This window comes from Burkholderia sp. AU18528, from assembly GCF_002223215.2.
GTDB lineage: Bacteria > Pseudomonadota > Gammaproteobacteria > Burkholderiales > Burkholderiaceae > Burkholderia > Burkholderia semiarida.
Genome location: NZ_NKFC02000003.1, coordinates 108,845 through 133,346, shown reverse-complemented (window position 1 = coordinate 133,346; position 24,502 = coordinate 108,845). Strand labels below are relative to the sequence as shown.

The window sequence follows — 24,502 nt, the reverse complement described above, 5'->3', positions numbered from 1 at the left end:
CGTGTTTGTTGTCGTTCGGGATCAGTGAATCACGTGCAGTTCGTAGCGGGCATCGGACCGGTCCTCGGCCGCGTCGCGCGTGCAGAGGAACGCGTCCCAGCCCAGCCGCGAGCCCGCGCCGAGCACGCTCGCGCCGACTTCCGTGCGTTTCAGCACGAGCTTCACCTCGTACTCGAGCGTGACGCCGGCGAGCAGCGTCAGCATTCGCTCGAGCGCGACGGCGTGCGCGCCGCCGGGCAGGAACGCCTCGTAGTCGCGCTTGGACAGCGGGCCGACGACGATCCGCGCGCGCATGTCGCGCTGCCACACGCGCTCGCCGACGAGCGCCGTCGCGCCGAGCACCGCGTTGACTTCGCCGAGCACGCTCAGCTGATCGGGCGGCACGTCGTACCACTTGCCGACGAACTGGTCGATCTTCACCGGCACGCGGAAGTAGTCGGACAGCGTGCGCTGCAGGTAGGCGGCCGACATCGGCCGGTGCCGCGCGGCGAGCGCGTAGCCGGCCACGGCCTCGTCGAGCACGCCGCCCGGGCCGGCCGCGAGGCTGTCGCGCACCTCGTCGCTCGGCACGCCCGCGATCGCGAGCAACAGCGGCAGGTAGCGCTCGTCGCGGTCGAGTTCGTAATGGAACGGCAGCCGGTATTTCTTCCACGCCGCGTAGAACAGCGCGGTCGCGCGGTTCGAAAACACGTCGAAGAACGCGCGCGCCGCGTGGTCGCGCCGCAGATGCTCGCGCGCGACGATCTGCTCGGTGTAGTGCAGCGGCAGCGCGCCCTGCCCGCCGAGCAGCCCGAAGAACGCGGGCGTCAGCTCGACGCGGCCAAGCTCGCCGGCGGCCAGCGCGGCGCCGCGCTGCTCGCCCGAGTTCAGCGGCGCGCCGCCGTCGTCGAACGAGCGCGCGCCTTCGATCTCGCTCGGCGGGAAGCCGAGCGACAGCGTGTTGCGGAATTCGATGCGCTGCGCGACCACGTCGCCCTGCCGCCACGCGCCGGGGGCATCCGACGCCTGCCGCGCGAACAGCCCTTCGAGCACGCGCACCGCCTGGAAGAACTCGAAGCGGTGCGGCTCGTCGAGCAGCGCGTCGACTACGCCAGGATCGATTCGCCGGTTCGGGGCTTGCATCGGATGATCTCCTCGCCGGTGCGCTTCGACACGACGACCAATTGAACGAAACTGTTGAGGTGGACGTACAGCCCGAAGAAGCTGTCGAGCACCCGCACGAACGACGCGAGGCTCGCGCCGACGAAGTGCTCCTCGTCGATCGTCAGCCGGATCTCGATGCCGCGCACGAAGGTCGCGAACGGCTTGCCGGGCAGCCACTGCACCGCGCCGCGCTGTTCGACGCCGGCCAGGCCGTCGATCTGGCGCATCGACACGGCCGTGCGCCGCAGGTCGTACAGCGTCAGCATTTCCTTCAGCGGCGCGAGGCCGTGCGCGACGAGCGACACGTGGTTGAGCGCGAGATGCGACACGAGCCGCCAGTGCGCGGCGCGGCCGCGCTCGAAGCGCACGCTTTGTGTCGGCCGGCGCAGCAGCGAGATGCCGCTCGTCTGCGCGCCGCCCTCCTGGAACAGGTCGCCGCCTTCGAGGCCGAACGCGAGCATCGAAGGCAGGTCGCGGTTCGTGCAGGTGAGGTCGAGGCTCAGCGTGTCGGTCTGCGGCGACGTCGGCTCGAAGTCGATGTCGACGATCGAGATCTCGGTTTCGTAGCCGGGGCTCTTCTGCGCGACCCAGTCATTGCGGCGCGCGAACCAGTAGTGGCCGATGCGCGCCGCTTCGCCGTGATGCAGCGAATAGAACGGCCGGAACTCGATCACCGATTCCTCGTGCGCCTGTTGCCGGACGAGCTTCACCGAGTCGATCGAATACACCTCGTATGCGAACGCGCGCCGCGCCTCGGCGATCACCGGATACGACACCGCGCGGTGCGTGATGCGAATCGGCTCGCCGTGCTGGCGGAACAGGTTGACGATCGGCGTGCAGAACAGCCGGAAATGGCTCGCCGTCAGCAGCTCGAGCAGGCGCGCGACGTGCGAATCGCCGCGCACGTCCTGCAGCACGAGATGCAGCGTCGCGCGCTGGCAGCGACCCGACGCGCGTGCGATCGCCGCGAGGTCGAAATCGACGAAATCGAACTTGTCGGGGAACGCGAAGTACTCGGTGAGCAGACGGTACGCGGGATGCGACTTCGCCGGATAGTCGATCAGCGCGTCGTCCTCGGCGAAGCCGGCCTGCGCGATCGGCAGCTTGCGCAGCGCAGTCCAGCGGCCGTTGCGTTCGGGCTCGACATACGCACCGAGCACGTTGATGAACAGGCAGTCGGTCAGCGCGGCGACGAACGACTGCTCGCCGTGCAGGTGCGCGCGCAGCGTGGGCAGCTTCAGCGCGCCGAGATCGAGCTGCGCGGCGAGCGATTCGAACGTGATCGAGATCACGCCCGTCGCATTCGACGGCAGCACCGTCGCGCTCGGCGCGAGCGCGACCGGCGTGTAGCGCGCCTCCGAGATGCGGATCGGCGCGAGCGTCACGTCGTAGGCGGTGCGGAACCGGCATTGCACGCCGCGGATCGGGCGGCTCTTCAGCTCGGTGCCGCGATCGATCACGACCGGTTCGGTCTGCTGGCCGGGCGAAGCCGGCGTGAACTGCGCGATCGAGCACGACGGAAACGGCCGCAGGTAGTGCGGATACAGCACTTCCAGCAGCGCTTCGGTGAATTCCGGGTAGTCGTCGTCGAGCTTCTTGTTGATGCGCGCGCCGAGCAGCGCGAACGACTCGATCATCCGCTCGACGTGCGGATCCTCGCAATGCTCGCCGGACAGCGCGAGGCGCGCGGCGATCTTCGGATAGCGTTCGGCGAAATCTCGCGAATAGCGCCGCAAAAACGATAATTCGCGTTCGTAATACGGCAGCAATTCTTCCATCGACGACCCCGAACCTCAATATTTCCTGCCGGACCTGATTCACCACCGGGCGGTCCGGCCCGCTCGGCGGCTTGATTTACTGCATGCGTGCCGCGCGTGCGCGCGTGACCGAATACTGCAGCGTCGACGGTTGCAGCATCGCGTCGAAATTCACCGGCTCCTCGGCCGGGTGCACCACGAGCAACGCCTGGATCGCGAAATAGAGCGCGTTGGTGGCCTGCTCGTTCAGCTCGAACGTCACCTGCACCTGCTGCAGGCGCGGCTCGTGGCGCGCGATCGCCTGCTGGATCGACTTGCAGATGAACGCGCGATCGTAGTGGCTCGCGAGGCTCAGCCCCGCGAAATCGTTCAGCCCGTAGGTCAGCACCGATTTCTGGCATTCCGGCAGCGCGGCCAGCTCGTTCTCGGTGTGCGCGATACGGGTGTTGAGGATCGCCTCGACGTCGCGGGCGACCGTGGTCTTGAGCTCGTCCAGCGACAATTGCCGCATCGCGGCCGAGGCCGGCAGATGCGGTTCGTCGTCGAACAGCTTGTCGAGAAAACTGGGTTCGAATCGTTTCATCGGCCGGTGTTGACAGCGAAAACGGCAACGGGACGCGAGCGCCCCGTTGCCGCAACCGACCTTAGACCGCGTAGGTCTTGTCGTTCTTCGTCAGGCTCCAGGCGCCCTGCGTGTTGCCGCCCTGGTTGCCGCCGATCTTCTGCTGGGTTTGCTTCCACTGCACGGCTGCGTACTTCAGCGAGAACGTCTCGATCGGCAGACCTTCCTCGCGAACGCTCGGGGCGATGCTCGAGATGATCACGTACTTGAGCTTGACTTCCAGATACTGCACGCGCTTGCCTTCACCGTCCGCGCGCGAGAAATGGACCGTCACTTCGTCGAACGTGGTACCGCCCGAAGCGTGCTGGTACAGCAGCGGGCTCGACGAATCGATTTCCTTCGTGAAGATCATGTCGCCGTGCTCGCAACGCGTCATCGTGTGACCGCCAGCGGTCGATGCGGTTGCCGAACGCGGCTGAACGATCGAGTGATCCCACGATTTCAGTTCGATCCAGCCCTGGTGGTCCTTGTCCGCGGACTCGCCCTTCACCGCGGGACTACCAAACTGCAAGTGCATATGTAACATGGCCCTTCGACTCCCCAAAGAGGTGGTTTTAACGTCCTACCCAGGCGGCCCGCCCGGGCGATTTACTCGCTTATGAATTTGCCGGTTTGGGCAGATCAGCGACAAGTCGCAGAGAAATCGAGAGTTCGTCGAGCTGAAAGTGCGGGCGCAGGAACGCGACCGAACGATACGAGCCCGGCTTGCCCGGAATCTCCGACACTTGTATGGATGCCTCGCGCAGCGGAAATTGCGCTTTCTGTTCCTGCGAGGCGTTGTCGTCGAGCAGGACGTACTGCGAAATCCACCGGTTGAGGAAAGTCTCCACGTTCTGCGCCGATGCGAAGCTGCCGATCTTGTCCCGCATCATCGCCTTCAGGTAATGCGCGACGCGCGATACCGAGAAGATGTACTGAAGCTGGGCGGACAGGACGGCGTTCGCATTCGCGCTGTCGGTGCTGTACTTTTTCGGCTTTTGCACCGACTGCGCGGCGAAGAACGCGGCGTAATCTGAGTTCTTGCAATGGACGAGCGGGATGAAGCCGAGGTCGCTCAGCTCCTTCTCGCGGCGATCGGTGATCGCGATTTCTGTCGGGCACTTCAGCGCGACTTCACCGTCGTCGGTCTTGAACGTGTGGGTCGGCAGATCCTCGACGAGGCCGCCGCCTTCGACGCCGCGGATCGCCGCGCACCAGCCGAAGTCGTCGAACGCGGCCGTCAGGCGGGCCGCGAAGGCCCATGCCGCGTTGCACCACAGGTACTTGTCGTGATCGGTGCCGTCGACGTCCTCGACGAAGTTGAAATTCTCCGCGGTCTGGCCGTCCTTCGGATTGAACGGCAGCCGGCCGAGAAAGCGCGGCAGCGTCAGGCCGACGTAGCGCGAATCCTCGGCGTCGCGGAACGACTTCCACTTCGCGTACTCGACCGTGTCGAACACCTTGCCGAGGTCGCGCGGCTTGCCGAGATCGGAGAACGACTCCAGGCCGAGCAGCTCCGGCGACGCCGACGCGATGAACGGCGCATGCGCGGCCGCCGCGACGTGCGACATCTGCTCGATGAAGTACATGTCTTCCGGCTGGCGCGAGATCTCGTAATCGCCGATCAGCGCACCGAACGGCGAGCCGCCGAACGTGCCGAATTCCTCTTCGTAGACCTTCTTGAACAGCGCGCTCTGGTCGAACTCGCTCGCGCCCTTGAAGTCGCGCACGAGGTCGCGCTTCGGCGCGTGCAGCGCCTTGATCTTGATCGTCTGGCCCGTGTTGCTTTCCTTGACCAGATAGTCCAGCCCGCGCCACGTGCTTTCGAGGCGCTGGAATTCCGGCGCGTGCATCACGGCGGAAAGCTGCGTGGAAATCAGGCGGTCGAGTTCCGCGACGCGCGCGTCGATCGTGGCCGACAGGTTGTCCGACACGATCACCGTGCCATCGAGCACCTGGTGCACGAGTTCGCCGATCAGGTCCTTCGCACGCGCATGCTCGGAATCGGATTTCGCGACCTTGCTCTTCTCGACGATGTCGTCGAGCAGCGAAGTCCCGGCGGCGTATTCCGCGCCGCTCGCTTGGGCCGCAGCCGTTTGCTGGTTCATCTCAACACTCCGTCGTCATTCGCCGTCTTTGTCGCTGCCGGTGCCCTTCGCGAGCTCCTGCAGCTGCTGCGTGTTCTTCAGCACCTCGGACAGCAGATCCTCGAGCTTGTCGTTGCCGGCGAGCTTGTTGCGCAGGTCGGCGAGCTTCGAGCGCGCCTCGAGCAGGCGGCGCAGCGGCTCGACCTGTTCGACGACTTCGTCCGGGCTGAAATCCGACAGCGAGCGGAACTTCAGGTCGACCGCGAACTTGCCGCCTTCCGGGCTCAGGCGGTTTTCCACCTGGAACGCGGCGCGCGGCTCGATCGCCTTCATCACGTCGTCGAAATTGTCGCGGTCGATATTGACGAACTTGCGGTCGCGCAGCTTCGGCTGCTCGATTTCGGACTGGCCCGCCAGATCGCCGACGACCCCGACGACGAACGGCAGTTCCTTCACCTCGATCGCATCGCCCTTCTCGACCTCGTAGGTCAGCTGGACGCGCGGCGGCCGTATTTTCTGCAAGCTTTTCTGAATGCTTTCTTTCTTGGCCATCTCGACGGCTCCCAGGTTAGTTGTGGTTATCGCGTCAGTTGCGGTTTCAGTTGCGCAGTGCGCCGAACGGATCCGCGCTGCCCTTTTGCGCCGCGGGGGGCGTCGGAGTCGGGGCGGCGCTCGCGGCCGTGTCCGCGGCCGGTGCGGCTCCGGCCTTCGCACGATGCACCGTACGGCGGCCGCTGTACTTCCTCGTCTGCGCCCGCTGCTCCGGCGGGAACAGCGCCGACTCGCCGAGCGTGTCGCGCAGCTGCTTCGCGAGCGCCTGCGCGTCGGACTTCGCGTCGCCCGCGAGCGACGCATCCTGACGCAGCTCGCCGAGCGACTGCGTGGCGATCCGCAGGCCGGCGACGGCCAGCACGCTCTTCGCCTGGCGATCGGTCGCGTCGCGCTGCAGCGCTTCCTGCGCGGCGACGATCGCCTGGCCGTAATGGTTTTGCGCGAACTGGATTTGGGCGATGCGCGACCACGGCTCCTCGCGCGTCGGATCCGACTTCGCGAGCTGCTGGTACAGGCCGAGCGCCTTGTCCTGGTCCCCCGCCTTCGCGACGGCGTCCGCATCGGCCAGCGACTTGTTGAACACTTCCGCAGTCGGCGGCGCGGGAGGCTGGCTCGCACAGCCGGCGATCACGCCGCAAGCCACCACTACCCCAGACAGTTTTGCGAACAGACGGTCTTTCATCGTTATATCCACCGGCGCGTGAGTTTTAAATCGTTGAGAATCTGGTTCTTTTGCTTTGCAAGAAGCGCGCGGGTATAGTACCGATCAATTTTTCATAATTCAATCGTCGTGTGAAGAGTAATTCCTTTTAAAACCGGGCGCTACCCCCTCGAATGACCGCTCGTGGCGGGCTCGCGGCGGTTTTTCGTCGGGCCGGGAAGCGCAAGTTTTACTGGTCGCACGGCGCGCCGCCCCAGCGGCGGAAAAAATTTCCGAGCGCTCGCCTTGACGCGAGCGTGCTTAATAGTTGAACGGTGCAGTGTCGGGGACCCGCAGCGAACGTGGTAATACCCGGCAGTTTTGACAGGGATAAAGGCGGCACGCCGGAAACACGATGAGATCGTCCATGATTCGCTACGCGCTGCCGCTGGTCGCCTGCGCCCTTCTGGCCGGATGCGCGGCCGCCCCGCTGCTCGGCTCGGCCGCGAGCGCCGTGATGTCCGCGGCCGGCATCGGCAAGCCCGAGGTGCCCGATGCGCAGAAGCCGCCGCGCAACATCGGGCTGACGCTGGCCGCCGCGCCGAACCTGAACGCCGCGACCGACAACAAGCCGCTCGCGCTCGTCGTCCGGCTCTATGCGCTGAAAGACCCGACCTCGTTCCAGCAAGCGCCGTTCGACGCATTTACCGATCCGACCAAGGAAAAAGCCGCACTCGGCGCCGACCTGCTGAACGTGCGCGAAATCACGCTGATTCCGGGCCAGCGCTATACGGCGACCGAGAAGGTGTCGCGCGAAGCGCAGGCATTCGGTATCGTCGCGCTGTTCCGCGATCCCGCGCTGCAACGATGGAAACTGACGTTCGATCCGGCGAAGTCGGAGAAATCCGGCATAATCATCGGCCTGCATAACTGCGCGATGACGGTCACCGGCGGCACGGTCATCGCACCGCAACAGGGTGCGCCTTCGCAGCCGCTGAATATGCTGTCTTCGGTGTCCTGCGGTTAAACATGACGCACGAATGTCAATTAACAAGAGTTAACAATTGGCGATTTAATTCGGGCACGAACAAATCGATTACATCGCAACGCCACATTAACCGGATTTGACATGAGTTATTCGGCCAAGGTGCTGTGGGGGGAAGGGCTGTTCCTCCGGCCTCAACACTTTCAGCGGCAGGACGCGTACCACGAGGCGCGCCTGTTCGAGTCCATCCAGGCGATCCAGCCGTACAACTGGGGCGTGCGCTCGGTGCGCATCGACCGCGACGCGCTCGGCAGCAACGTGCTGCGGGTAGCCGACCTCGCGCTCGTGTTTCCGGACGGCGCGCTGTATGCCGCGCCGCAGGCCGACGACCTGCCGCCGCCGATCGCGCTGGATACGTTGCCCGACGGCATCAACGAATTCGTGTTCTATCTCGCGCTGCATCCGCTGCGCGAGAACGGCACCAACTACAGCGACGATCCGGCCGCCGGCTTCATGACGCGGTTCGTCAGCGAGCAGACGAGCGTCGCCGACAATTTCACCGACGCCGCCGAAGCCGACATCACGTTCCTGAAGACGCAGGTCAAGCTGATCGCGCACAGCGAGCCGCGCGACCAGCTGCTGTCCGTGCCGCTCGTGCGCGTGCGCCGCACCGCGACGTCCGGCTTCGAGATCGACGACAGCTTCGTGCCGCCGTGCCTCGCGATCGAGGCGTCGCCGATCCTGCACCAGCGGCTGCGCCAGCTCGTCGACGCGCTGCAGGCGAAGGTGAACGCGCTGTACGGCTTCCACCGCGAGCCGTCGAAGAACATCATCGAGTTCCGCTCGGGCGACATCGCATCGTTCTGGCTGCTGCACACCGCGAATGCCGCGTTCGCGACGCTCGCGCACCTGCACCAGCACGCGGCGCTGCATCCGGAGCGGCTGTTCCAGGAACTGCTGCGCCTCGCGGGCCAGCTGATGACATTCTCGAAGGGCTACACGCTCGCCGACCTGCCCGTGTACCGCCACGACGATCCGGGCCCGAGCTTCGCGCGTCTCGACCTGATGCTGCGCGAACTGCTCGACACCGTGATCTCGACGCGCTATTTCGCGATCACGCTCGACGAGGTGCGCCCGTCGTTCCACCTCGGCCGCCTCGATTCCGGCAAGATCGACGACAAGACCGAGTTCTATCTGGCGGTGTCCGCGGACATGCCGAGCGTCGAGCTCGTCGATGCGGTGCCGGCCCGCTTCAAGGTCGGCGCGCCCGACGACGTCGACAAGCTCGTGCTGTCGGCGATGCCCGGCGTGCGGCTGTCGTACACGCCGCAGGTGCCGCCCGCGATTCCGGTGCGCCCCGGCGCGTGCTACTTCGCGCTCGATTCGCGCAGCCCGCTGTACGAGCGCATGCTGCAGGCCCAGTCCGCGATGATCTACGCGCCGACTGGCATCAATGACCTGAAATTCGAACTGATCGCGGTCACATCATGAGCTACGCGCCCTCCCTGTTCGGCGACAACGTGCCGCCGCCCCTGCACAGCCCGGCGTCGACGGATTCCGCGTTCCAGGCCCGCTCGCTGCTCGATTTGCTGTACGACGGGTTCTTCATGCTGTTCCTGCTCAAGAACGGGCGGGAGCCGGACAGCGCCAGCGAGTTCAGCACGCGGATCCAGGAATTCCTGTCCGATTTCGAACGCGGCGCGAAGAAGCTGAATATCGCCGCCGAGGACGTGTACGGTGCGAAGTTCGCGTTCTGCGCGGCCATCGACGAAATGGTGCTGTCGTCGCAGTTCAAGATCCGCGCGGACTGGGAACGCCGGCCGCTGCAACTCGTGCTGTTCGGCGAACAGCTCGCCGGCGAGAAATTCTTCCAGTATCTCGAGGAATGTCGCGCGCAGGGCGCGGCGCGGCTGCAGTCGCTCGAGGTGTTCCATATGTGCCTGCTGCTCGGGTTCCAGGGCAAGTATCTGCTCGAAGGGCCGGAGAAGCTGGCTTATCTCACCGCGCGGCTCGGCGACGAGATCGCGCACATGAAGGGCAAACGCGCGCCGTTCGCGCCGCATTGGCCGCTGCCCGACCAGATCGCGCATCGACTCAAGCGCGAGGTGCCGGTCTGGGCGATCGGGGCCGTGTTTGCGCTGGTGGCGCTGCTCGGGTATCTCGGGCTCAATACTTATCTCAAGGACAAGACGCTGCAGGCGTTGGCGCCTTATTCGCAAGTCATCAAGGTTGGGCCGGAGTCGGCTAATTTGACGATTTCGTTGCCGTAACAGGCGCGCGTTTTTCGGACGCCGCTTCATGGAAAAAGGACCGCTTGCGGTCCTTTTTCGCTTCTGCCCGCTTTGTCCAAACAACTGAAAAAGATCGGTGGCGTGTCGGTGCCTCACTCCATCCACACGTCTTCATAGCCGGCATCGTCGATGATGAAGCGTGCGCCGGCCGGCAACCATAGATATGGTAGAACCGATGGCAGATAGGTCGACAGGTGCGCCGCATGCAACGGCTGATAGAAGTCGGCGGCGTCGGAATATTCGCCGCAATGAAAGAACCATCCGACGTTGTCGCCTTCGGACAGTGCGACGCGCGTGCCGTAGACGGGCATGCGCCCGAGCGTCGACATCGCGACGGCAACCATGTCTTCAGGTTCGACGGCATGCAGGCCGTAGCGTGCGCAAACGGCGTCCTGTTGTGCGCGCAGCGCTGCCAAATCGTCCGCCATGTTCATGTCCTTCCCCTCGCGCGGAGGGTCAGCCGGCTTGCCAGCATAACCGCGGATCGGCGCCGCCAGTCGATACAAAATAGGCTGCCGCCTGCGTCGCAGTCGCGAGGTCGACGCACTGTCGCGCCGGATAGCGGCCTCGCTGGCCGCCCGCCACGAGTTCGACCGTTTCGTCCGCCGGCACTCCGGGCGTCGTCAGGTTCAGTAATGCGGCATCGATCGCCGATGCGATGAAGACGACGTATCGGCCGTCGTGGCCGCCGCCAATCGTCATCACCGTTGCATCGCTCGCGTCGAAGGCGACGGTCGAGCGATCGCGGCCGTTCAGTCGTTCGACGGCCGCGATCGCTTGCGCAGGGTCGTCGCACGGCGCTTCCGTCACGTGTGAACGGTTGCCGATGGTTGTTTCCTCGATCGCTGTCGTCGTTCGCATTCGCTATGCGTGGCGTCAAAACAGGATAAATGCGTCGTTCTCGACGTAGAAGACAAACGCGTCGAGCAATTGCGCGACGCTCGGCTCGTCGACCTGATCGTGTGCGTTGATCACGATGTCCTCGATCGTCGCGCTGTCCAGCGTGACTTTCCAGCCGGGCGGGGCCGCCATGGCAGGCGCAACGTCGGCTGCCGCGTCATCGACGTCTTCGAAAAACGCCCCCTCGGTATCGAGCGCCCACGGCATCGGCGGCAGGTAAAGCCACCCGGAGAAATCGCCGGGGCGTTCGAGAATATGTTGCAGCGACACTTCGGTCGGGGAGTCGATCGACATGGGTATTGCGGTGGTATCCGGATGATTGCGTTGCATCGGCCGCGAGAACCTCACGGCAGGCCGTGATTATGCCAATTTCAAGCGAGCGCGATCGGCAGGCTTCCGTTGCAGGCGGGTGGGGGTGTGTGCTGCATGTGGATCGAAAATACGGTCGGGTCAACCGTCTGACGAGCCCATGCCAGCTATATCTGGCTGCCGGAGATTCACAATATCGCAATGCCTATTTCCCAAACCGGTCAGGCAATTCTGCTCTGATACTCGCCAAAACACTTGGCGCAAACAGCGGCAAGCTTGCCGAAGACAGCCGCATGCCGCTCCTCGAAATCCGGCCCAAATGACGCATCACCAGGCTCTGGCAGACTGAACTGTTTCGCCACCTCCGTCGAGACGAAGTACGAAATGTCGGGGCGTCCGTCTCCCAGCCAGTCGATGTCATAACGGAGCATTTCCAGGCGCCCCGCATCCGTTTTCATGTCGGCCGCGATATCGCTTGAAACGTGTATCAGATCGGTCGCGCCATGCGATTTACACAGTATCGTGCCCATGTTTCGTCTCATTGCCCCTGAAACCGAACACATTCTTCGGCACAAGCCCGGCCGCCTTCGACGCCTGCGAAATCACCGTTCGCGCTTCACCCAAACTTTGTACGACGTATCCCACACCACATCATCGCAATTGTTCGTCAGTCATCGCGGTGTATCGATCTGGTCGAAAATCGGCACACCCGCTCAAGTGTCACACTCGCATGCCATCAGATGTCCTCCCACTCGGCCAAAATATTCAATAAAATATTTTGCCAACTCCGGCTCAACTATTTTCAAAAAGAACAAATAGACATAGAGCGGTGTCTCATCCCGGATATCATCTTGCAGCCATTGCCCCTCACTTCCAAAGCAGAAAATTACACATCGAACCAGAGCAGAAAATGCGGCATTTGATTCCCGCGCCACCTTTTCCAGATGCCATAGCCTCGCAGGCACCTGCCTTCTTGTTAACCGCGGCGACTTTATATCATCAATGATTGGAACCATTTTTAAATACGCCGCAACAATCCGCTTCTCTCGATCACGAATTAAATTTCCCAGCACCTCTCCTTGAACAAGATCAAGCAGAAATTTTGCATAATGATTCGTGACTTCGCTGAATGAAGCATTCTTTTCGAGCAGCTTTACCTCAAGCGATTCGACTTCGCTCACTTCCCGATGATCAATCATTCCTTCACTCCGTCACACACTCCCATTTCCGCATCACTTGAGCACAAGAGGGACAGAACTTCAAATGCTTTCCGTCATTCCGAATAGTTGTTGATGTTGCACCTTGGGTAATGCCTCTCAACTCATCAACTGATTTGACATTATTGCTTGCAGCAATTTTACTAAGTGCATCGGGTTCCCCACAATAGCCATGAGTAAATGGAGAACGCTGGTCCTCAGGAACGGCGTCGTAAAGATCTTGGACAACCGGATGCTGTATTCCGCCTCCGCCAGCATTCCCGTTATAGCCAACAACCGGCTGCTGAAGGCTCCTCCACCCCAATCTTGCCAGTATTGTCTCCGGTCAATACAAAAGGCATCGCGATAAACGGTAATCGGCATTCTCTTGATTACCGTACGGACGTAACGCCTCGCGACCCGCACCACTTGCAACTCTATATGTATTGGTTTTTACTTCAAACAGCGGGGCAGCAGATTACTGACGAGAGCGGTGCAATTGAATCTGCCGTGGCATACCATCTTTCAGCACAAAAGACGCACCATCTTTACTAAGCAAGTATGTCAACAAGCATTGATGGCTGCATAAACCGACTTACTTCACATCGCATGCTTGCAAGCCTACTTCCTCAGAACAAAGAAGGTATCCATCACCTTCCCAGTCGATTTCAGGTTACTTAATTGCACGAATTCAGGAGTCGAAAATCCCCCTCTCGACCTCAATTCTTCCAATTTATGCCCGGCGTATTCACACGAATCTGCCGACAAAATGATCTCCGCCCCATATTTTTTCTTTTTAAAACCATCACCCTCCCCCTCCATAAACGTATAGTGCACAACCTCGCCGGTCAACCTATCATTGGCGACGATTTCAACTTTTTTACCGCCCCCAAGGTCACCGATAGCACTGAGAAACACTTCACCCTCTTTCAAATCGAAGATGAATGAGATCCCACCAAATTCTCGCAACACCTCCAGCATCATTGACACCCCTTATTCCCAATATCAAGCGGAACGTGCACGTTCTTTGTAACAACATGATTTCCATTACCCGTCGGCCGCAGGAACTCAAAGTGGACATGGGGAGTATCCGGCACGGTGGGACTACCCATTCCATGACCGCCGCTATAGTCTGAGGGCGTCACTCGCATCTGACGCTTTCCATCCAAACTCCGCCATTTTCCCGGTCCAACTTTCACAAAATCATCGCCCAAAAACTTCGTACGCTCTTCCTTTAGTCCTCCCCTGCAAATAGTGCGCCGCCACTCGGACAAATTTTGCGTCGACTTATTCGACTTATCCTTTCCGAGTAGATCGACGGCCCGGCTACCAGATACGTATTTGAGTCCGAGTGGATCAATCCAATCGATCGGATTGGGGGCATAAATCTGTAAATTCTCTCCGCCTGCCAACCCTATCGGATCTTGAGATATGAACCGCCCGATTCTCTGGTCGTAGTATCTATTCCGGGTATAGTACAACCCCGTTTCCGCATCAACTTGCTGCCCCTGAAACCGCAGCGGATTCTTCGCCACAATCCCCGCCGCCTTCGACGCCCGCGCAATCACCTCCCGCGCTTCGCCCCACGCCTTGTACGACGCTTCCCACACAACGTCGCCGTCGTCGTCCGTCAGCAACTGCGGCGTACCGATCTGATCGCAGTGGTAATAGAACACCGCCGCGTCACTCCGCCGCTGCGGCACCTTCTGCAGCGGATCCTCCTCCGGCACATAGCGGTCGGTGCTCTTCCACTCCGGTGTCACGATCCCATCGACGGGCTCAGCCACATACTGCGCCAGCGGCACGAACGTCCCCGGCTCGTAGAGATAGTGCGTGCCGCGCTCGCCGTCACTCTCATACGCCAGCGTGTCACCATCCCACCCGAACACCGTCCGCTCGCCGTTCACCTCCTTCGCAATACGGCGCCCGAACGCATCATAGAAATACCGCGCCTGACTCTGCCGCGACGTCTCGGCAACCCGCGCAGACAGCAAGCGATTGAACTCATCCCACTCGTATTCCTGCTCACCCGCCGGCGTACGCTTGCGCACCAGATTCCCGCGCGCGTCGTACTCGAAGTGCATCCCCGCATACGCCTTCAGCAGGTTCCCGAGCACCTTCGGCACCTCGACAGGCAACGTGCTTTCCGGCCGCACTGGGCTCGGACGCGATGCCGGCGTCTCCGCAGTCCGCACCGGATCGATGATGTTGCTTGCCGGATCGAACGCAAACCGTTCCTTCGCGACCGGACTGATCGCCTCGATCAGCCGTCCGACCGGATCGTACCGATAGTCGGTCCCGCCCTTGCGGCTGTCCTCGATTCGCGACAACTGCCCCGCCGCGTCATAGCGATACCGCCGCTCGGCAAGCGGCGCAGGTGACGTCGACCGCTGGATCGTCTGCTGCAACACACGTCCGGCCGGATCATAGTGCGTGCGCTGCCCAACCTTGCTCGACAACACGCGCACCGTCTCGCGATGAAGATCGTCACGCTCGAACTGCACGCGCTCCTCGCCATCGAGCAGCATCCCGTGCACGTGCCCGGAGCCATACATCAACCAGTCGACCACATGCCCGTCCGGCCGAACGGTACGCCGCCGGTTGCCGAGCTCGTCGTATTCGTGATGCCAAACGTAGCTGCGCCGGTCGCCGAACAGATCGTAGGCGTGATGTTCACGCACCAGATTGCCAACCGGATCGAAGAAGAATTGCACGCGGCTGTACCGATTCACCGCGTCGATCAACCTGCCGCTCCGATCGTAGGCAAACCGCTCTTCGCTTTCCCCCGCGGCGCGCTTCAGCAGCCGGCCGTTTGCATCGACTTCGACCGAAGTCACGCAACCCGCTTCATCGATCGAAACGAGACTGCCGCTCACGCTGTCGTACTGATAGCGCGTCGACTTGCCGTCGAAGCCCACTTCCTCGATCAGCCGTCCCGCAGGATCGTAGTGAAACTGGTACGTCGCAAAGTTCGCATCGGTCAGCGCGGACAAGCGGCCGAGACGGTCATAGCGATACGCAACCGTCTGCCCGAGCGCATCGGCGCGACTCGCAATGCGGCCGGCCGCATCGTAGCCATATCGCGTCGAACGATCGAGTTGATCGGTATGCCGCAGCAAACGGCCTTCCGCGTCGTATTGGACTTGCTCGACACCGGCAGGCGAACGCACTTCCGTCGGTTGTCCGTTCGGGCCGTAACGATAGGCAACCACGCCTCCGGCCGCATCTTTCGTCTCGATCACACGCCCGATATCGTCGTACCGCCACTCCGTCGTCTTTCCGGAGCAGTCCGTATACCTCGTCATCTGCCCGGCATCGTTGTACTCGAGCGTCTTCGAGCCGCCCTTCGCATCGGTGATCTGCGTCGGCAAACCCTTGTCGTTGTATTCGTACTTCGTGGAATGTTCGAGCGGATCGATTTCCTCGACGACGTTGCCCGCGTCGTCGTACTTGCGCTGCCATACATGACCATTCGGATCGACGAGCCGGATCATCTGATCCTTGTCGTCATACGCCATCTCGACAACGCTGCCGTCCGCCCGCTCGTGCCGAATCAGGTTGCCGCGCGTGTCGTATTCGCGACGCTCGATGCTGCCGTCCTGCCGGATATGCAGCACCAGATTGTGATGGGCGTCGCGCCGGAACCACTCCTGGTTACCATCCGGATACACGATCCGATACACGTAGCCGTGGATGTTGAAGTAGTACCGCGTCATCTGACCGAGCGCGTCGGTCACGTAGGTCAGACGGATGTTCGGATTCCACGCGAGCCGGAGATCCAGACTGCCGTCGTCGGCGTATTCGCGAATGCATTTCGCGTCGGCATTGTCTTCAGCATCCGCGCCGTCCCATTCGAGCGTCATTCCGCGGCCGGTTCGGTCCGTGTAACGCGTCACGAGGTGGCGGTGATATTGATACGTCCGCGCATTGCCATGACGATCGACCGCGCGCACGAGGTCCCCGTCCGCATCGTATTCGTAGCTCGCCAGTGTGCGACGCGCACCGTCCTTGAGCACGTGCTCGATCTGCACGATACGGCCGTGCCTGTCGTGTTCGAACGCGAGCACATTGCCACTCGCATCGATCAGGCGCGCAACGCGATCGAGCGCATCGTAGTCGAGCGTGATCGTGTTGCCGGCGCGGTCCTTCTGCATCGCAAGCCGGAACGCGTCGCCGCGGCGCTCGTACACATGCAGCACGTCATGGCCGTATGCGATCGTCACCCAGGTATCGTCGAGCCGCGACAGCGTCAGGTTCTCGGACAGATCGTCGTGCACCGCACCGGCCGCAAGCGCCGGGTACTCGATGCTGCGCCCTTCCGCATCGCGATAGATCCACTGACCGTTCTTGACGTCGATTCGCGTCGTATACGGCGTGATCCATCGTGCACCGAGTTCACCGTTGTCATAGGCTGACAGCCGGGAACGATAGGTACGCTCCCATACGACGGGCATGGCGCCCGGCAGGTCGAAATCCACGTGCGAAAACGTTTCGTCGCCGAACGCGAAATCGATGGATGCCGGTGATGCCCCGAGCCCGCATGCCTTGCACGCGCTCTTCCCCGGTCCTTCGGCCGGCGCTTGCCCGTCGGTTTTCTCGAGCCCCTCCTGCCCGCGCGTCTTCTTCGCCTGGCTCTTCCCGCTTGCCTTGACGTCCGCAGTCTGCTCATGAAGCTTTGCGCGTGCCTTGACGCGCCCGACTGCCTCGATCAGTTGCAAGACCAGCCACATCATCTTGCCTTCTTCACTGCCTGCAAGCGAGCGAATCGATGACGCAATCTTCGGCGCTTCGGTCCGAAGGAAAGTCACCGTGCTTCGAAACGGCTCGAGCCATGCATCCGGCGCGAGCGTCGCCACGGTGCCCGCAGTCTTGTTGATGACCTTCTTTCCGAGCGCCTTGGTTCCTTCGTACGCGAATTGAATGCCGTCACCGACGCGGCTCGGGCTGTACCACGGCCGGTCGTCGGCCATCTTCTCTGCGAGCTGCTGCTGTCGCTTCAGATTCGCGTTGGCGTCGAAGAGCTGACCGTGCAGCGCCTTGTCCATGCCCGTCGCCAGCGCGAGCATGATTTCCTGGCATGTCGATGCACATCCGTCGAGCAGCTCGACGAGGCCAGCCTTCAGCTTGTTCAGAAAATCCTCGATCTCGGTCGCACACGTCGCGTTGATATGCGTGACCAGCACGGAGATGATCGCCGCGCCGAGATTGTTGCGGGTCGCCAGCAATTCGTGCCGGACGAGCGCGAGCAGCGGGCGCGCCGACATCCGGAACGGCGCGAGTGTCGGCGGAATCGGAATGATGCCGAGCAGGTTGATCGCGAGGCTCATGTAATCGAGCACCTGACCGCCGCGCTTCTCGATGATTTCGGCGATATCGCCCAGCGCGTCGACCATCGCCATGATGTTGCCGATGATCGGCACCGCACCGGCAAACGTCTTCACGTCCTCGAACGTGATGTGGTTGCCGCTGATCCGTCGCAACCACGCATCGAAGCGGTTGCCGACCGCGGCGACATCCTTGGCGGAAACATCGCTGAGCCAGGTAACAGCCTGTTCCTTCTCAGCGCCTGGTGGAAGTTGTTGTGCCATGTCGTTCTTCGTTCAATTCGTTTTTTTCAAGACGGCTGACAAGCCGCGCTCTCTCAGGATTTCAACGGCCCGCCAAACCCGCTCGTCGGCAGCTTCATGCCCGTCGCGCCCGTGGCCGACGCCACGGTCGTGGCGCCCTTGCCCGCGATACCGGCGACGCCGGGCAATGCGCTCTGCAACGCGCCGGACGCCGCATTCGCCGCCGGCGCGGCCAATGCCGCAAGCCCGCCCTGACGTGCGGCCTGAACCATCCCGGCCACCTGCTTCGCCGCACCGCTCAAGCTGGAGGCTGTCTGCAACGCCGACGCAACGCCGGCACCACCGAACGCGGTCGCAGCGGCCGGCAATGCGGCGCTCGCGAGCCCGCCGAGGGCCGCGCCCGCGTTGCCGCCACTCACCAGCCCCATCGCCGCCGTCGTCGCGGCCGGCGCCATCCCCTGCAGCTGGCTCGCGAGCTGTCCGCTCGCCGCGGCCTGCGCGGCTTCCGGCGATGGTTGCACGGGCTCCGCCGGCCACTTCGCCTGCTTGAAATAGTTCGCTGGCTGATCCGACTCGCGCGGATCCTTCCCGAACTCGACGCGCACTGCGCCCGGCGGCAACCCGCTCACAACCGTATGACCGCTGTCGTCGAGCGCGCCTTTCTTCAGCACGGCGCCGTTCACGTCCTTCACAGTGAACAGTCCGCCTTTCACCGCCTCGCCGTTCACGTACTTGTGAAACAGTTCGAGCTGCCCCGGCTGATCCGGCCGGGGGCTCGGCAACGGATACCCCATGCTCGCCGGCCCGGCGAACGTGTGCGACGCCCCCTTCACATCGATGGCCCCCGGCGCATGAATCTCGATGTTTCCGTCCTTGATGCGGATATACCCGCCGCCGCTCGTCAGCAGAATCCCCTGATCGGCCGCGATCTCGATCCGGTCGGTGGCGGACACAACCTTCACCGCCTTCTGCGCGGTCACCTCGACGTTGTCCGACTGCGCCTGGATCTCCACCTTGCCCTTGCCCGCGAACAGCTTCATCCCCGCGTTCTGCACGAACAGGCTCAGCTTCTGCCCGATGCTCCCGATCAGCGACTTGCCCGCGGCCACGTGCACGCTCTGTCCGCTCGCCACGTTCACGTGATCGTTCGCGACCATGTGCAGCGACTGCTGCGTCGACATCCCGATGCCCGACGGGCTGCCGAACAGCATCACCGGCTCCTTGAACGCATTCGCACTGCCCGTGCCGCCGCCCGCCGTACGTCCACCGGACGCGTTGCCCGACTTGCTGTCCTGCGTCGCGTCGGTGAACGCGCGCATCGTTTCGTGCGCCTCCTTCAGGCTTTCCGCCTGATGCTGCTCGCTCACGCCCGACATCGCTTCGATCAGGCTCTCGCCCGTCACGAGCTGCTGCTGCGCTTCCTTCACGTCGAGCGGCTGGCTGTTCGCCGCCTTCGGATGGGTCGTCACGTACAAGCCCTGGCTCGCCCGCACCGCGCCGTACGCATCCGAGCGCAGATCGAAGCCGCTACCGAGATACGACCCGCGCGCATTGCCGTTCTGGTCGATGATGTAGCCGAGATGCAGCAGGCTGTTCGCGCTGCTGCTCATCAGTTGCACGCGGTTCTGCCCGGTCGCGTCGTCCATCACGAGCTGGTTGTAGCCGCCGCCCGAATACTCCTTCGACCGATACCCGGACAGGATCCCGTCGCTATGCCACTGCGGCTGGTTCGCGCCGTTGTACACGCGCCCGACGGCGAGCGGCCGGTCGCAGTCGCCGCCCACATGGTCGATCAGCACTTCCTCGCCGATGCGCGGCACGTGCACGCCGCCGTAGCCGCCGCCGGTATCCGATTGCACGACGCGCACCCAGCACGACGCGTTCTCGTTACCCGGGTTCAGGCGGTCCCACACGAACTGCACGCGGATCCGGTTCAGCTCGTCGGTATAGACTTCCTCGCCCTGCGGCCCGACGACGATCGCCGTCTCGAGATGCATCTTCGGCTTCTCGTGTTCGAACGGGCTGCGATACGGCACGCTCACGCGCTGTGCTTCGACCTCGACGAGATAGAAGCCGACCGAGCCGTCGTCGTGCGGCACGCGAAACGCGGGGTCGGCGCCATAGCCGTCCTGCGCCTGCGTCAATGCTTCGCGCAGGCTGTACGGGAAATCGGCGCTGCTGCTGGCAACGGGCAGGTTGTTCTCGATCCACCATTCGACGCCGATCGCCGCGAATTCGCGCTGGTCGGCCGGATCGCGATCGTGTTCGGGATGGTCCGCCAGCGTGAAGCGCCGGCCAGCATCCATTGCACGCACGCCGCCCGCGCCGTGGAAGCGCTTCGCCTCCGACTCCCACTGCTCCATCCGGATCTTCGTCAGATGATCGCCGCGCGTCTGATCCAGATACGTGTACGCACCGGTGTACTCGTACACTTCGAGCTGGTCGGGCAATTCGCCCTGGCCGGCCATCGTCGGCAGCGACGTGCCTTTCGGATTCGACGGTTGAGACGGATTCTTGTAGTCGAACGTGCGTGTCGTTCGGGTCACGCTCTGCAGCGTGCGCGTGCCGGACCATTGCGTGAGCGCGTCAGTTTCGCTCGCCGCGCCGCCGTGATAGAAGCGCACGGCCTGCGGCGACAGCGGCGCGAACGCCTGCAGGTTGTCGGTGATCACGAGCGTATGCGACTTGCCGTCGTCGGCCTGCTGCCACGTGGTGTAAAGGCCTTCGCTCTCCATCAGCCGGTGCACGAAATGCCAGTCGGTATCGTGCTGACGCGTGTACGAACGGCTCGGCAGCGGCTTCGACAGCGCAAAGCGGAAATGGCCCTTCGCCTGCGGATGCTGGTCCAGCACGTCGCTGATGATCTGATCGACGGTCGTATCGTTCCAGATCCGCTGGTCGCGACGGAACTTCAGGAAATGGGTGAAATCGGCAAACGTCAGCTGATAGGTCGTGAGCCCGCCGTCGGCGCCCAGGCGACGCGCGGTGTGCACGTAGCCATTCACCGGCCGGTAGCTGCGGTCGCCTTGCTGGATCCACAACGTGACCGGCTGCGCGATCAGTTTTTTGAGTTCCAGATCGCTGTCGGTCGACAGCACGTCGAGCGTGAACTCGTACGCGCGCCCGATGCGTGAGCGGCCGACTGCCCGCTGTACGGTCAGGACGTTGCTCCCCAATGGCGTCTCGAGCTTCAGCAACCGGTCCTGCTGAAGCAACCCGCCGCGCAATGCGGCGATCGTGTTCTGCATGTTCATGGCTACGGCCTTTTCTTCTTTTGACGCGCCCTCGGATGGCGCGCTGAGCGGTTTCGCTCGCGCGATTTTACAGACAAATTACGGCCCGAATCGGAAAAATGACCTGATTTAAAAGAGTATTTTTAAGTGGATCCAGAATGCCCGCGGCGAACGGTTCGACCAGGCAGTCGCCGTGCACAGCCCATGCCGTCGCGCTGGATTGCCGCCTTCAATCCGCTGAAATCGATTGCAATCAGGGCCAATTCGACTTCCGGTGCGGCGCGGTTGCGAGTAGTGTCTACGTGCCCGTATTGCGGCCCATCGAGGCCAGCCAGCGCCCGGTGCCCGTCGCTCACCACAACACCCTACTGACCACTGGAGATCCGCGATGAAACGTTCGAAGTTCCTGCTGTCGGGCCTGCTGCTCGCGTCGGCCCTCGGCTTCACGGCCGTCGCCGCGCATGCGGAAGACCTGCTCGATTCCGTGAAGAAAGCCGGCGTGCTGCGCGTCGGCCTCGAAGGCACGTATCCGCCGTTCAACTCGCGCGGCACGTCCGGCCAGCTCGAGGGTTTCGACGTCGACGTCGCGAACGCGGTCGCCGGCAAGCTCGGCGTGAAGACGCAATTCATTCCGACCGAATGGAGCGGCATCATCGCGGGCCTGCAGGCCGGCAAGTTCGACGTGATCGTCAACCAGGTCACGATCACGCCGCAGCGCAAGGAAGCGCTCGACTTCAGCGAGCCGTACACGTACTCGGCCGCGCAGCTGATCCAGCGCAAGGACGATACGCGCAACTTCAAGTCGCTCGACGATTTCAAGGGCAAGAAGCTCGGCGTGACGCTCGGCACCAACTACGACCAGATGGCGCGCAGCGTGCCGGGCATCGAGGTACAGACGTATCCGGGCGCGCCGGAGAAACTGCGCGACCTCGCTGCGGGGCGGATCGAGGCGACGCTCGACGACCGGTTGATGCTGCCGTACATGATCAAGACGTCGAACCTGCCGCTGCGCTCGGGTGCGGTGCTGAACGGCGGCAAGCAGGAGATGGCGATCCCGTTCCGCAAGGGCAATCCGAAGTTCGAGAAGGCGATCAACGACGCGCTCGATTCGCTGCGCAAGGACGGCACGCTGAAGAAGATCTCGATGCACTGGTTCGGCAGCGACGTGACGGTGCCGGTCGCGCAGTAAGCGGTTCGCCGCGCGTTCAATGCGTCACGTTTTTCGCTGCGGCGAAGGCGTGACGCGCGGTTGCAGCCTTCCCCTTTGCCTTTTCCGTCAGGCCGCGTCGTCGAAGCGGGCAAGCAGCATCTGGCCGATCGGCGTCAGCGCCGGGCGCGTCGCCACCTCAGTCCTCCGCATCGCGCTTCGTTCGAAAAGTCTTCGAGGTGGTAGGTCAGCCAAATTTGCTAATGACGACGGCCAACGACGTCTCAGATGGAGTCTTGACGACTGTCGCCATATCGCCCCTATTTGCAGGCTTTGGCCAAATCGGACAAAGGGCGCGAAGGAGACTCAGGCAAGCTAAATGGCGCATCGCCGAATGATCGGATCACGGACCCTTTCTCACCGAGCAATACGAAGGTGCTACCAAAGCCCTGCAAGAGATAGAACGGTTCCCTTGTCGACCCCGAAACGTCGGGATCGGCTAGCGCCACCGATCGATATTGCGACAGCATCGAGCGGCCTTCGCATGCCCACGTTTTCAACGTTGTGCTAGCAACCTTCGCAGGAATGTACTGGTAGGGAATGTGCCCCGTAACGGCCGCATACGTCTTGACGAATGCTCGCGCACCGTCCGCCTTCGCCGGGCTAAGCAGCACGAGTTGCAACAGGAGATAGATGCCCGTTGCGAAGAGCGTGACAGAGACCGTGAGTATCAGCGTTAGCGTGATAGGCCGCACCCGCTTGGCCGCCCCACTGGAGCTTGTCTTTCGCGCCATACGACGCAAACCACGGCGGCCGATGACTTTCCACCTCATGCGCTCAACAACTGCCGTGCGCTGCTCGGGCGGGACCCCTTTGCTCGCAGCGCGCGCCGCATATGCGAAGCGCCGGCGCAGCGCCAACTGGTCGCATCCGTCTTGCCACCGGCGACGGCGCTTCACGTTCGGTAACCGGCCAGCCCACCACTCCGGGACCACGACGTTTGCCCAAAGGTACAAGGTGGAAAGCACAACGACGAACGCCGCTGTGCGCCAGACGCTCTGAAGCTGAACGCCCGCGAGAATCGTGTCGTATAGGTCGGGCCGAAACATCATGCCGGGCACGCCAGCCATCTCGGCCCAGCCATCCAGATGAGAACGACCGACTGCGTAACTGAGTGCAGCGGTCACCGAGAAAACTAGCGCAACGCCCTCGAATACGTGTTCAGTAAGGTAGGCCCACATGCGTGAGCCAAGGCTCGGGCGCGGAAACGGCGTGCTTTCGGAAGTGCTCGTCGTCACAGGTTGTTTTTCCAGTTCGATTGCCTGCGGCGATCATGACGAACCATCCGTCTGCATCCGCCCGCCGCTGTACCGAAACTGTACTTTTTGACGCCACAAAAGCACAAGGGGTTACGCGAGAGTCACGTAACCCCTTGATCTTATTGGTGCCGGCTGCAGGACTCGAACCCGCCACCTGATGATTACAAATCAACTGCTCTACCAGATGAGCTAAGCCGGCGTAGCGCGAGATTCTACCTCATTTCACGATCTTGAGGCGAGGTCTGCTGCCGCCTTTCGAGCCGTCGCCGTCGGTTTTCGGCGGTTCGTCGGCGCCTTCGGACGGTTCCTCGTTCGCGCCGCTGTCGGCGACGGGCGCCAACGGCGATACGGACTCGTCACGCGGCGCATCATCGGCCGACGCGGCGTCATCGTCGAACGCGCCCGAATCCTCGCCTTCGCCCGCGACCGCATCGACCTGGAACGCCATGCCCTGCCCGTTCTCGCGCGCATAGATCGCGAGCACGTTGGCCACCGGAATCTCGATCTTGTGCGCCTTCCCGGAGAACCGGGCCGTGAACTCGATCCACTCGTTGCCCATCTGCAACTGGCTCGTCGCCTCGAAGCTGATGTTGAGCACGATCTCGCCGTCACGCACGAACTGACGCGGCACGCGCGTCGAGTTGTCGACCCTCACCGCGATATGCGGCGTGTAACCGTTATCGGTGCACCACTCGTACAACGCGCGCAGCAGATAAGGCTTCGTTGAAATCTCTTGCATCACAATCCTCGAACCCGGAGCGGACGCGCGGCACGC

Annotated in this window: 22 protein-coding genes and 1 tRNA gene; 5 read left to right on the top strand and 18 right to left on the bottom strand. The window is 62.7% G+C overall.

The window, feature by feature from the left end:
• Positions 1-21: 21 nt before the first annotated feature.
• From tssG to CFB52_RS02135, 7 genes are all read right to left on the bottom strand, one after another.
• A complete protein-coding gene (gene tssG / locus CFB52_RS02165; protein ID WP_059577176.1) occupies positions 22-1,122 on the bottom strand; it encodes a type VI secretion system baseplate subunit TssG in 1,101 nt (366 codons plus the stop codon).
• Entirely contained in the window at positions 1,086-2,921 is a 1,836-nt protein-coding gene (gene tssF / locus CFB52_RS02160) for a type VI secretion system baseplate subunit TssF (RefSeq protein WP_059577179.1), read from the bottom strand. The genes tssG and tssF overlap by 37 nt, the downstream gene beginning before the upstream one ends.
• A gap of 76 nt (positions 2,922-2,997) precedes the next feature.
• Complete coding sequence (gene tssE / locus CFB52_RS02155; protein WP_034183677.1) at positions 2,998-3,483, bottom strand: type VI secretion system baseplate subunit TssE; 486 nt, start codon at positions 3,481-3,483, stop codon at positions 2,998-3,000.
• Positions 3,484-3,544: 61 nt separating this feature from the next.
• Positions 3,545-4,048, bottom strand: coding sequence for a type VI secretion system tube protein Hcp (locus CFB52_RS02150; protein WP_059449787.1), 504 nt, complete (start codon positions 4,046-4,048; stop codon positions 3,545-3,547).
• A gap of 70 nt (positions 4,049-4,118) precedes the next feature.
• Positions 4,119-5,609 carry a type VI secretion system contractile sheath large subunit gene (tssC, locus tag CFB52_RS02145; protein WP_006484397.1) on the bottom strand — a complete coding sequence of 497 codons (1,491 nt, stop codon included), beginning with the start codon at positions 5,607-5,609 and terminating at the stop codon, positions 4,119-4,121.
• A gap of 15 nt (positions 5,610-5,624) precedes the next feature.
• Positions 5,625-6,140 carry a type VI secretion system contractile sheath small subunit gene (gene tssB, locus CFB52_RS02140; RefSeq protein ID WP_027783377.1) on the bottom strand — a complete coding sequence of 172 codons (516 nt, stop codon included), beginning with the start codon at positions 6,138-6,140 and terminating at the stop codon, positions 5,625-5,627.
• A gap of 46 nt (positions 6,141-6,186) precedes the next feature.
• Positions 6,187-6,822: a M48 family metallopeptidase gene (locus tag CFB52_RS02135; RefSeq protein WP_059577181.1), complete on the bottom strand. Its 636-nt coding sequence runs from the start codon at positions 6,820-6,822 to the stop codon at positions 6,187-6,189.
• A gap of 373 nt (positions 6,823-7,195) precedes the next feature.
• On the opposite strand from CFB52_RS02135, the gene tssJ reads away from it, so the two are divergent.
• From tssJ to icmH, 3 genes are all read left to right on the top strand, one after another.
• Positions 7,196-7,807 (top strand): type VI secretion system lipoprotein TssJ, encoded by a 612-nt coding sequence (gene tssJ / locus CFB52_RS02130; protein WP_059577183.1) that lies wholly within the window; start codon positions 7,196-7,198, stop codon positions 7,805-7,807.
• 102 nt (positions 7,808-7,909) lie between these two features.
• Positions 7,910-9,256 carry a type VI secretion system baseplate subunit TssK gene (gene tssK, locus CFB52_RS02125; protein WP_059577185.1) on the top strand — a complete coding sequence of 449 codons (1,347 nt, stop codon included), beginning with the start codon at positions 7,910-7,912 and terminating at the stop codon, positions 9,254-9,256.
• Entirely contained in the window at positions 9,253-10,035 is a 783-nt protein-coding gene (icmH, locus tag CFB52_RS02120; RefSeq protein ID WP_059577187.1) for a type IVB secretion system protein IcmH/DotU, read from the top strand. Before tssK ends, icmH begins: the two co-directional genes overlap by 4 nt.
• A gap of 113 nt (positions 10,036-10,148) precedes the next feature.
• Here the strand turns inward: icmH and CFB52_RS02115 are convergent, their stop codons facing one another.
• From CFB52_RS02115 to CFB52_RS34100, 5 genes are all read right to left on the bottom strand, one after another.
• Positions 10,149-10,484: a hypothetical protein gene (locus tag CFB52_RS02115; RefSeq protein WP_059577399.1), complete on the bottom strand. Its 336-nt coding sequence runs from the start codon at positions 10,482-10,484 to the stop codon at positions 10,149-10,151.
• Between the two features lie 28 nt (positions 10,485-10,512).
• Positions 10,513-10,917 carry an Imm1 family immunity protein gene (locus tag CFB52_RS02110; protein ID WP_099316012.1) on the bottom strand — a complete coding sequence of 135 codons (405 nt, stop codon included), beginning with the start codon at positions 10,915-10,917 and terminating at the stop codon, positions 10,513-10,515.
• Between the two features lie 15 nt (positions 10,918-10,932).
• Positions 10,933-11,250, bottom strand: a complete 318-nt coding sequence (locus tag CFB52_RS02105) for a hypothetical protein (protein ID WP_099316011.1) — start codon at positions 11,248-11,250, stop codon at positions 10,933-10,935.
• Positions 11,251-11,486: 236 nt separating this feature from the next.
• Positions 11,487-11,795, bottom strand: coding sequence for a hypothetical protein (locus tag CFB52_RS02100; protein WP_089464499.1), 309 nt, complete (start codon positions 11,793-11,795; stop codon positions 11,487-11,489).
• A 183-nt stretch (positions 11,796-11,978) separates the two neighbouring features.
• A complete protein-coding gene (locus CFB52_RS34100; protein WP_144029714.1) occupies positions 11,979-12,464 on the bottom strand; it encodes a hypothetical protein in 486 nt (161 codons plus the stop codon).
• A 198-nt stretch (positions 12,465-12,662) separates the two neighbouring features.
• Between CFB52_RS34100 and CFB52_RS34095 the strand changes: the two genes are divergently transcribed.
• A complete protein-coding gene (locus CFB52_RS34095) occupies positions 12,663-13,016 on the top strand; it encodes a hypothetical protein (RefSeq protein ID WP_143328685.1) in 354 nt (117 codons plus the stop codon).
• 66 nt (positions 13,017-13,082) lie between these two features.
• Here CFB52_RS34095 and CFB52_RS02095 read toward each other — a convergent pair whose 3' ends face one another.
• Genes CFB52_RS02095 through CFB52_RS02085 form a run of 3 tightly spaced genes read right to left on the bottom strand, consistent with a single transcriptional unit; the run spans position 13,083 to position 21,282 of the window.
• Positions 13,083-13,451, bottom strand: a complete 369-nt coding sequence (locus CFB52_RS02095; RefSeq protein ID WP_143328684.1) for a hypothetical protein — start codon at positions 13,449-13,451, stop codon at positions 13,083-13,085.
• A complete protein-coding gene (locus CFB52_RS02090) occupies positions 13,442-18,049 on the bottom strand; it encodes an RHS repeat-associated core domain-containing protein (RefSeq protein ID WP_257219850.1) in 4,608 nt (1,535 codons plus the stop codon). Before CFB52_RS02090 ends, CFB52_RS02095 begins: the two co-directional genes overlap by 10 nt.
• 53 nt (positions 18,050-18,102) lie before the next feature.
• A complete protein-coding gene (locus tag CFB52_RS02085) occupies positions 18,103-21,282 on the bottom strand; it encodes a type VI secretion system Vgr family protein (protein WP_059577202.1) in 3,180 nt (1,059 codons plus the stop codon).
• 367 nt (positions 21,283-21,649) lie between these two features.
• On the opposite strand from CFB52_RS02085, the gene CFB52_RS02075 reads away from it, so the two are divergent.
• Positions 21,650-22,450 carry a transporter substrate-binding domain-containing protein gene (locus tag CFB52_RS02075; protein WP_099316009.1) on the top strand — a complete coding sequence of 267 codons (801 nt, stop codon included), beginning with the start codon at positions 21,650-21,652 and terminating at the stop codon, positions 22,448-22,450.
• Between the two features lie 278 nt (positions 22,451-22,728).
• Here the strand turns inward: CFB52_RS02075 and CFB52_RS02070 are convergent, their stop codons facing one another.
• The 3 genes from CFB52_RS02070 to CFB52_RS02060 all read right to left on the bottom strand — a co-directional run bounded on the left by CFB52_RS02070 (position 22,729) and on the right by CFB52_RS02060 (position 24,466).
• Entirely contained in the window at positions 22,729-23,649 is a 921-nt protein-coding gene (locus tag CFB52_RS02070) for a hypothetical protein (protein WP_060009431.1), read from the bottom strand.
• A 201-nt stretch (positions 23,650-23,850) separates the two neighbouring features.
• A tRNA-Thr gene (locus CFB52_RS02065) sits at positions 23,851-23,926 on the bottom strand.
• Between the two features lie 18 nt (positions 23,927-23,944).
• Positions 23,945-24,466, bottom strand: a complete 522-nt coding sequence (locus CFB52_RS02060) for a ClpXP protease specificity-enhancing factor (RefSeq protein ID WP_059640166.1) — start codon at positions 24,464-24,466, stop codon at positions 23,945-23,947.
• Between the last annotated feature and the right edge of the window lie 36 nt (positions 24,467-24,502).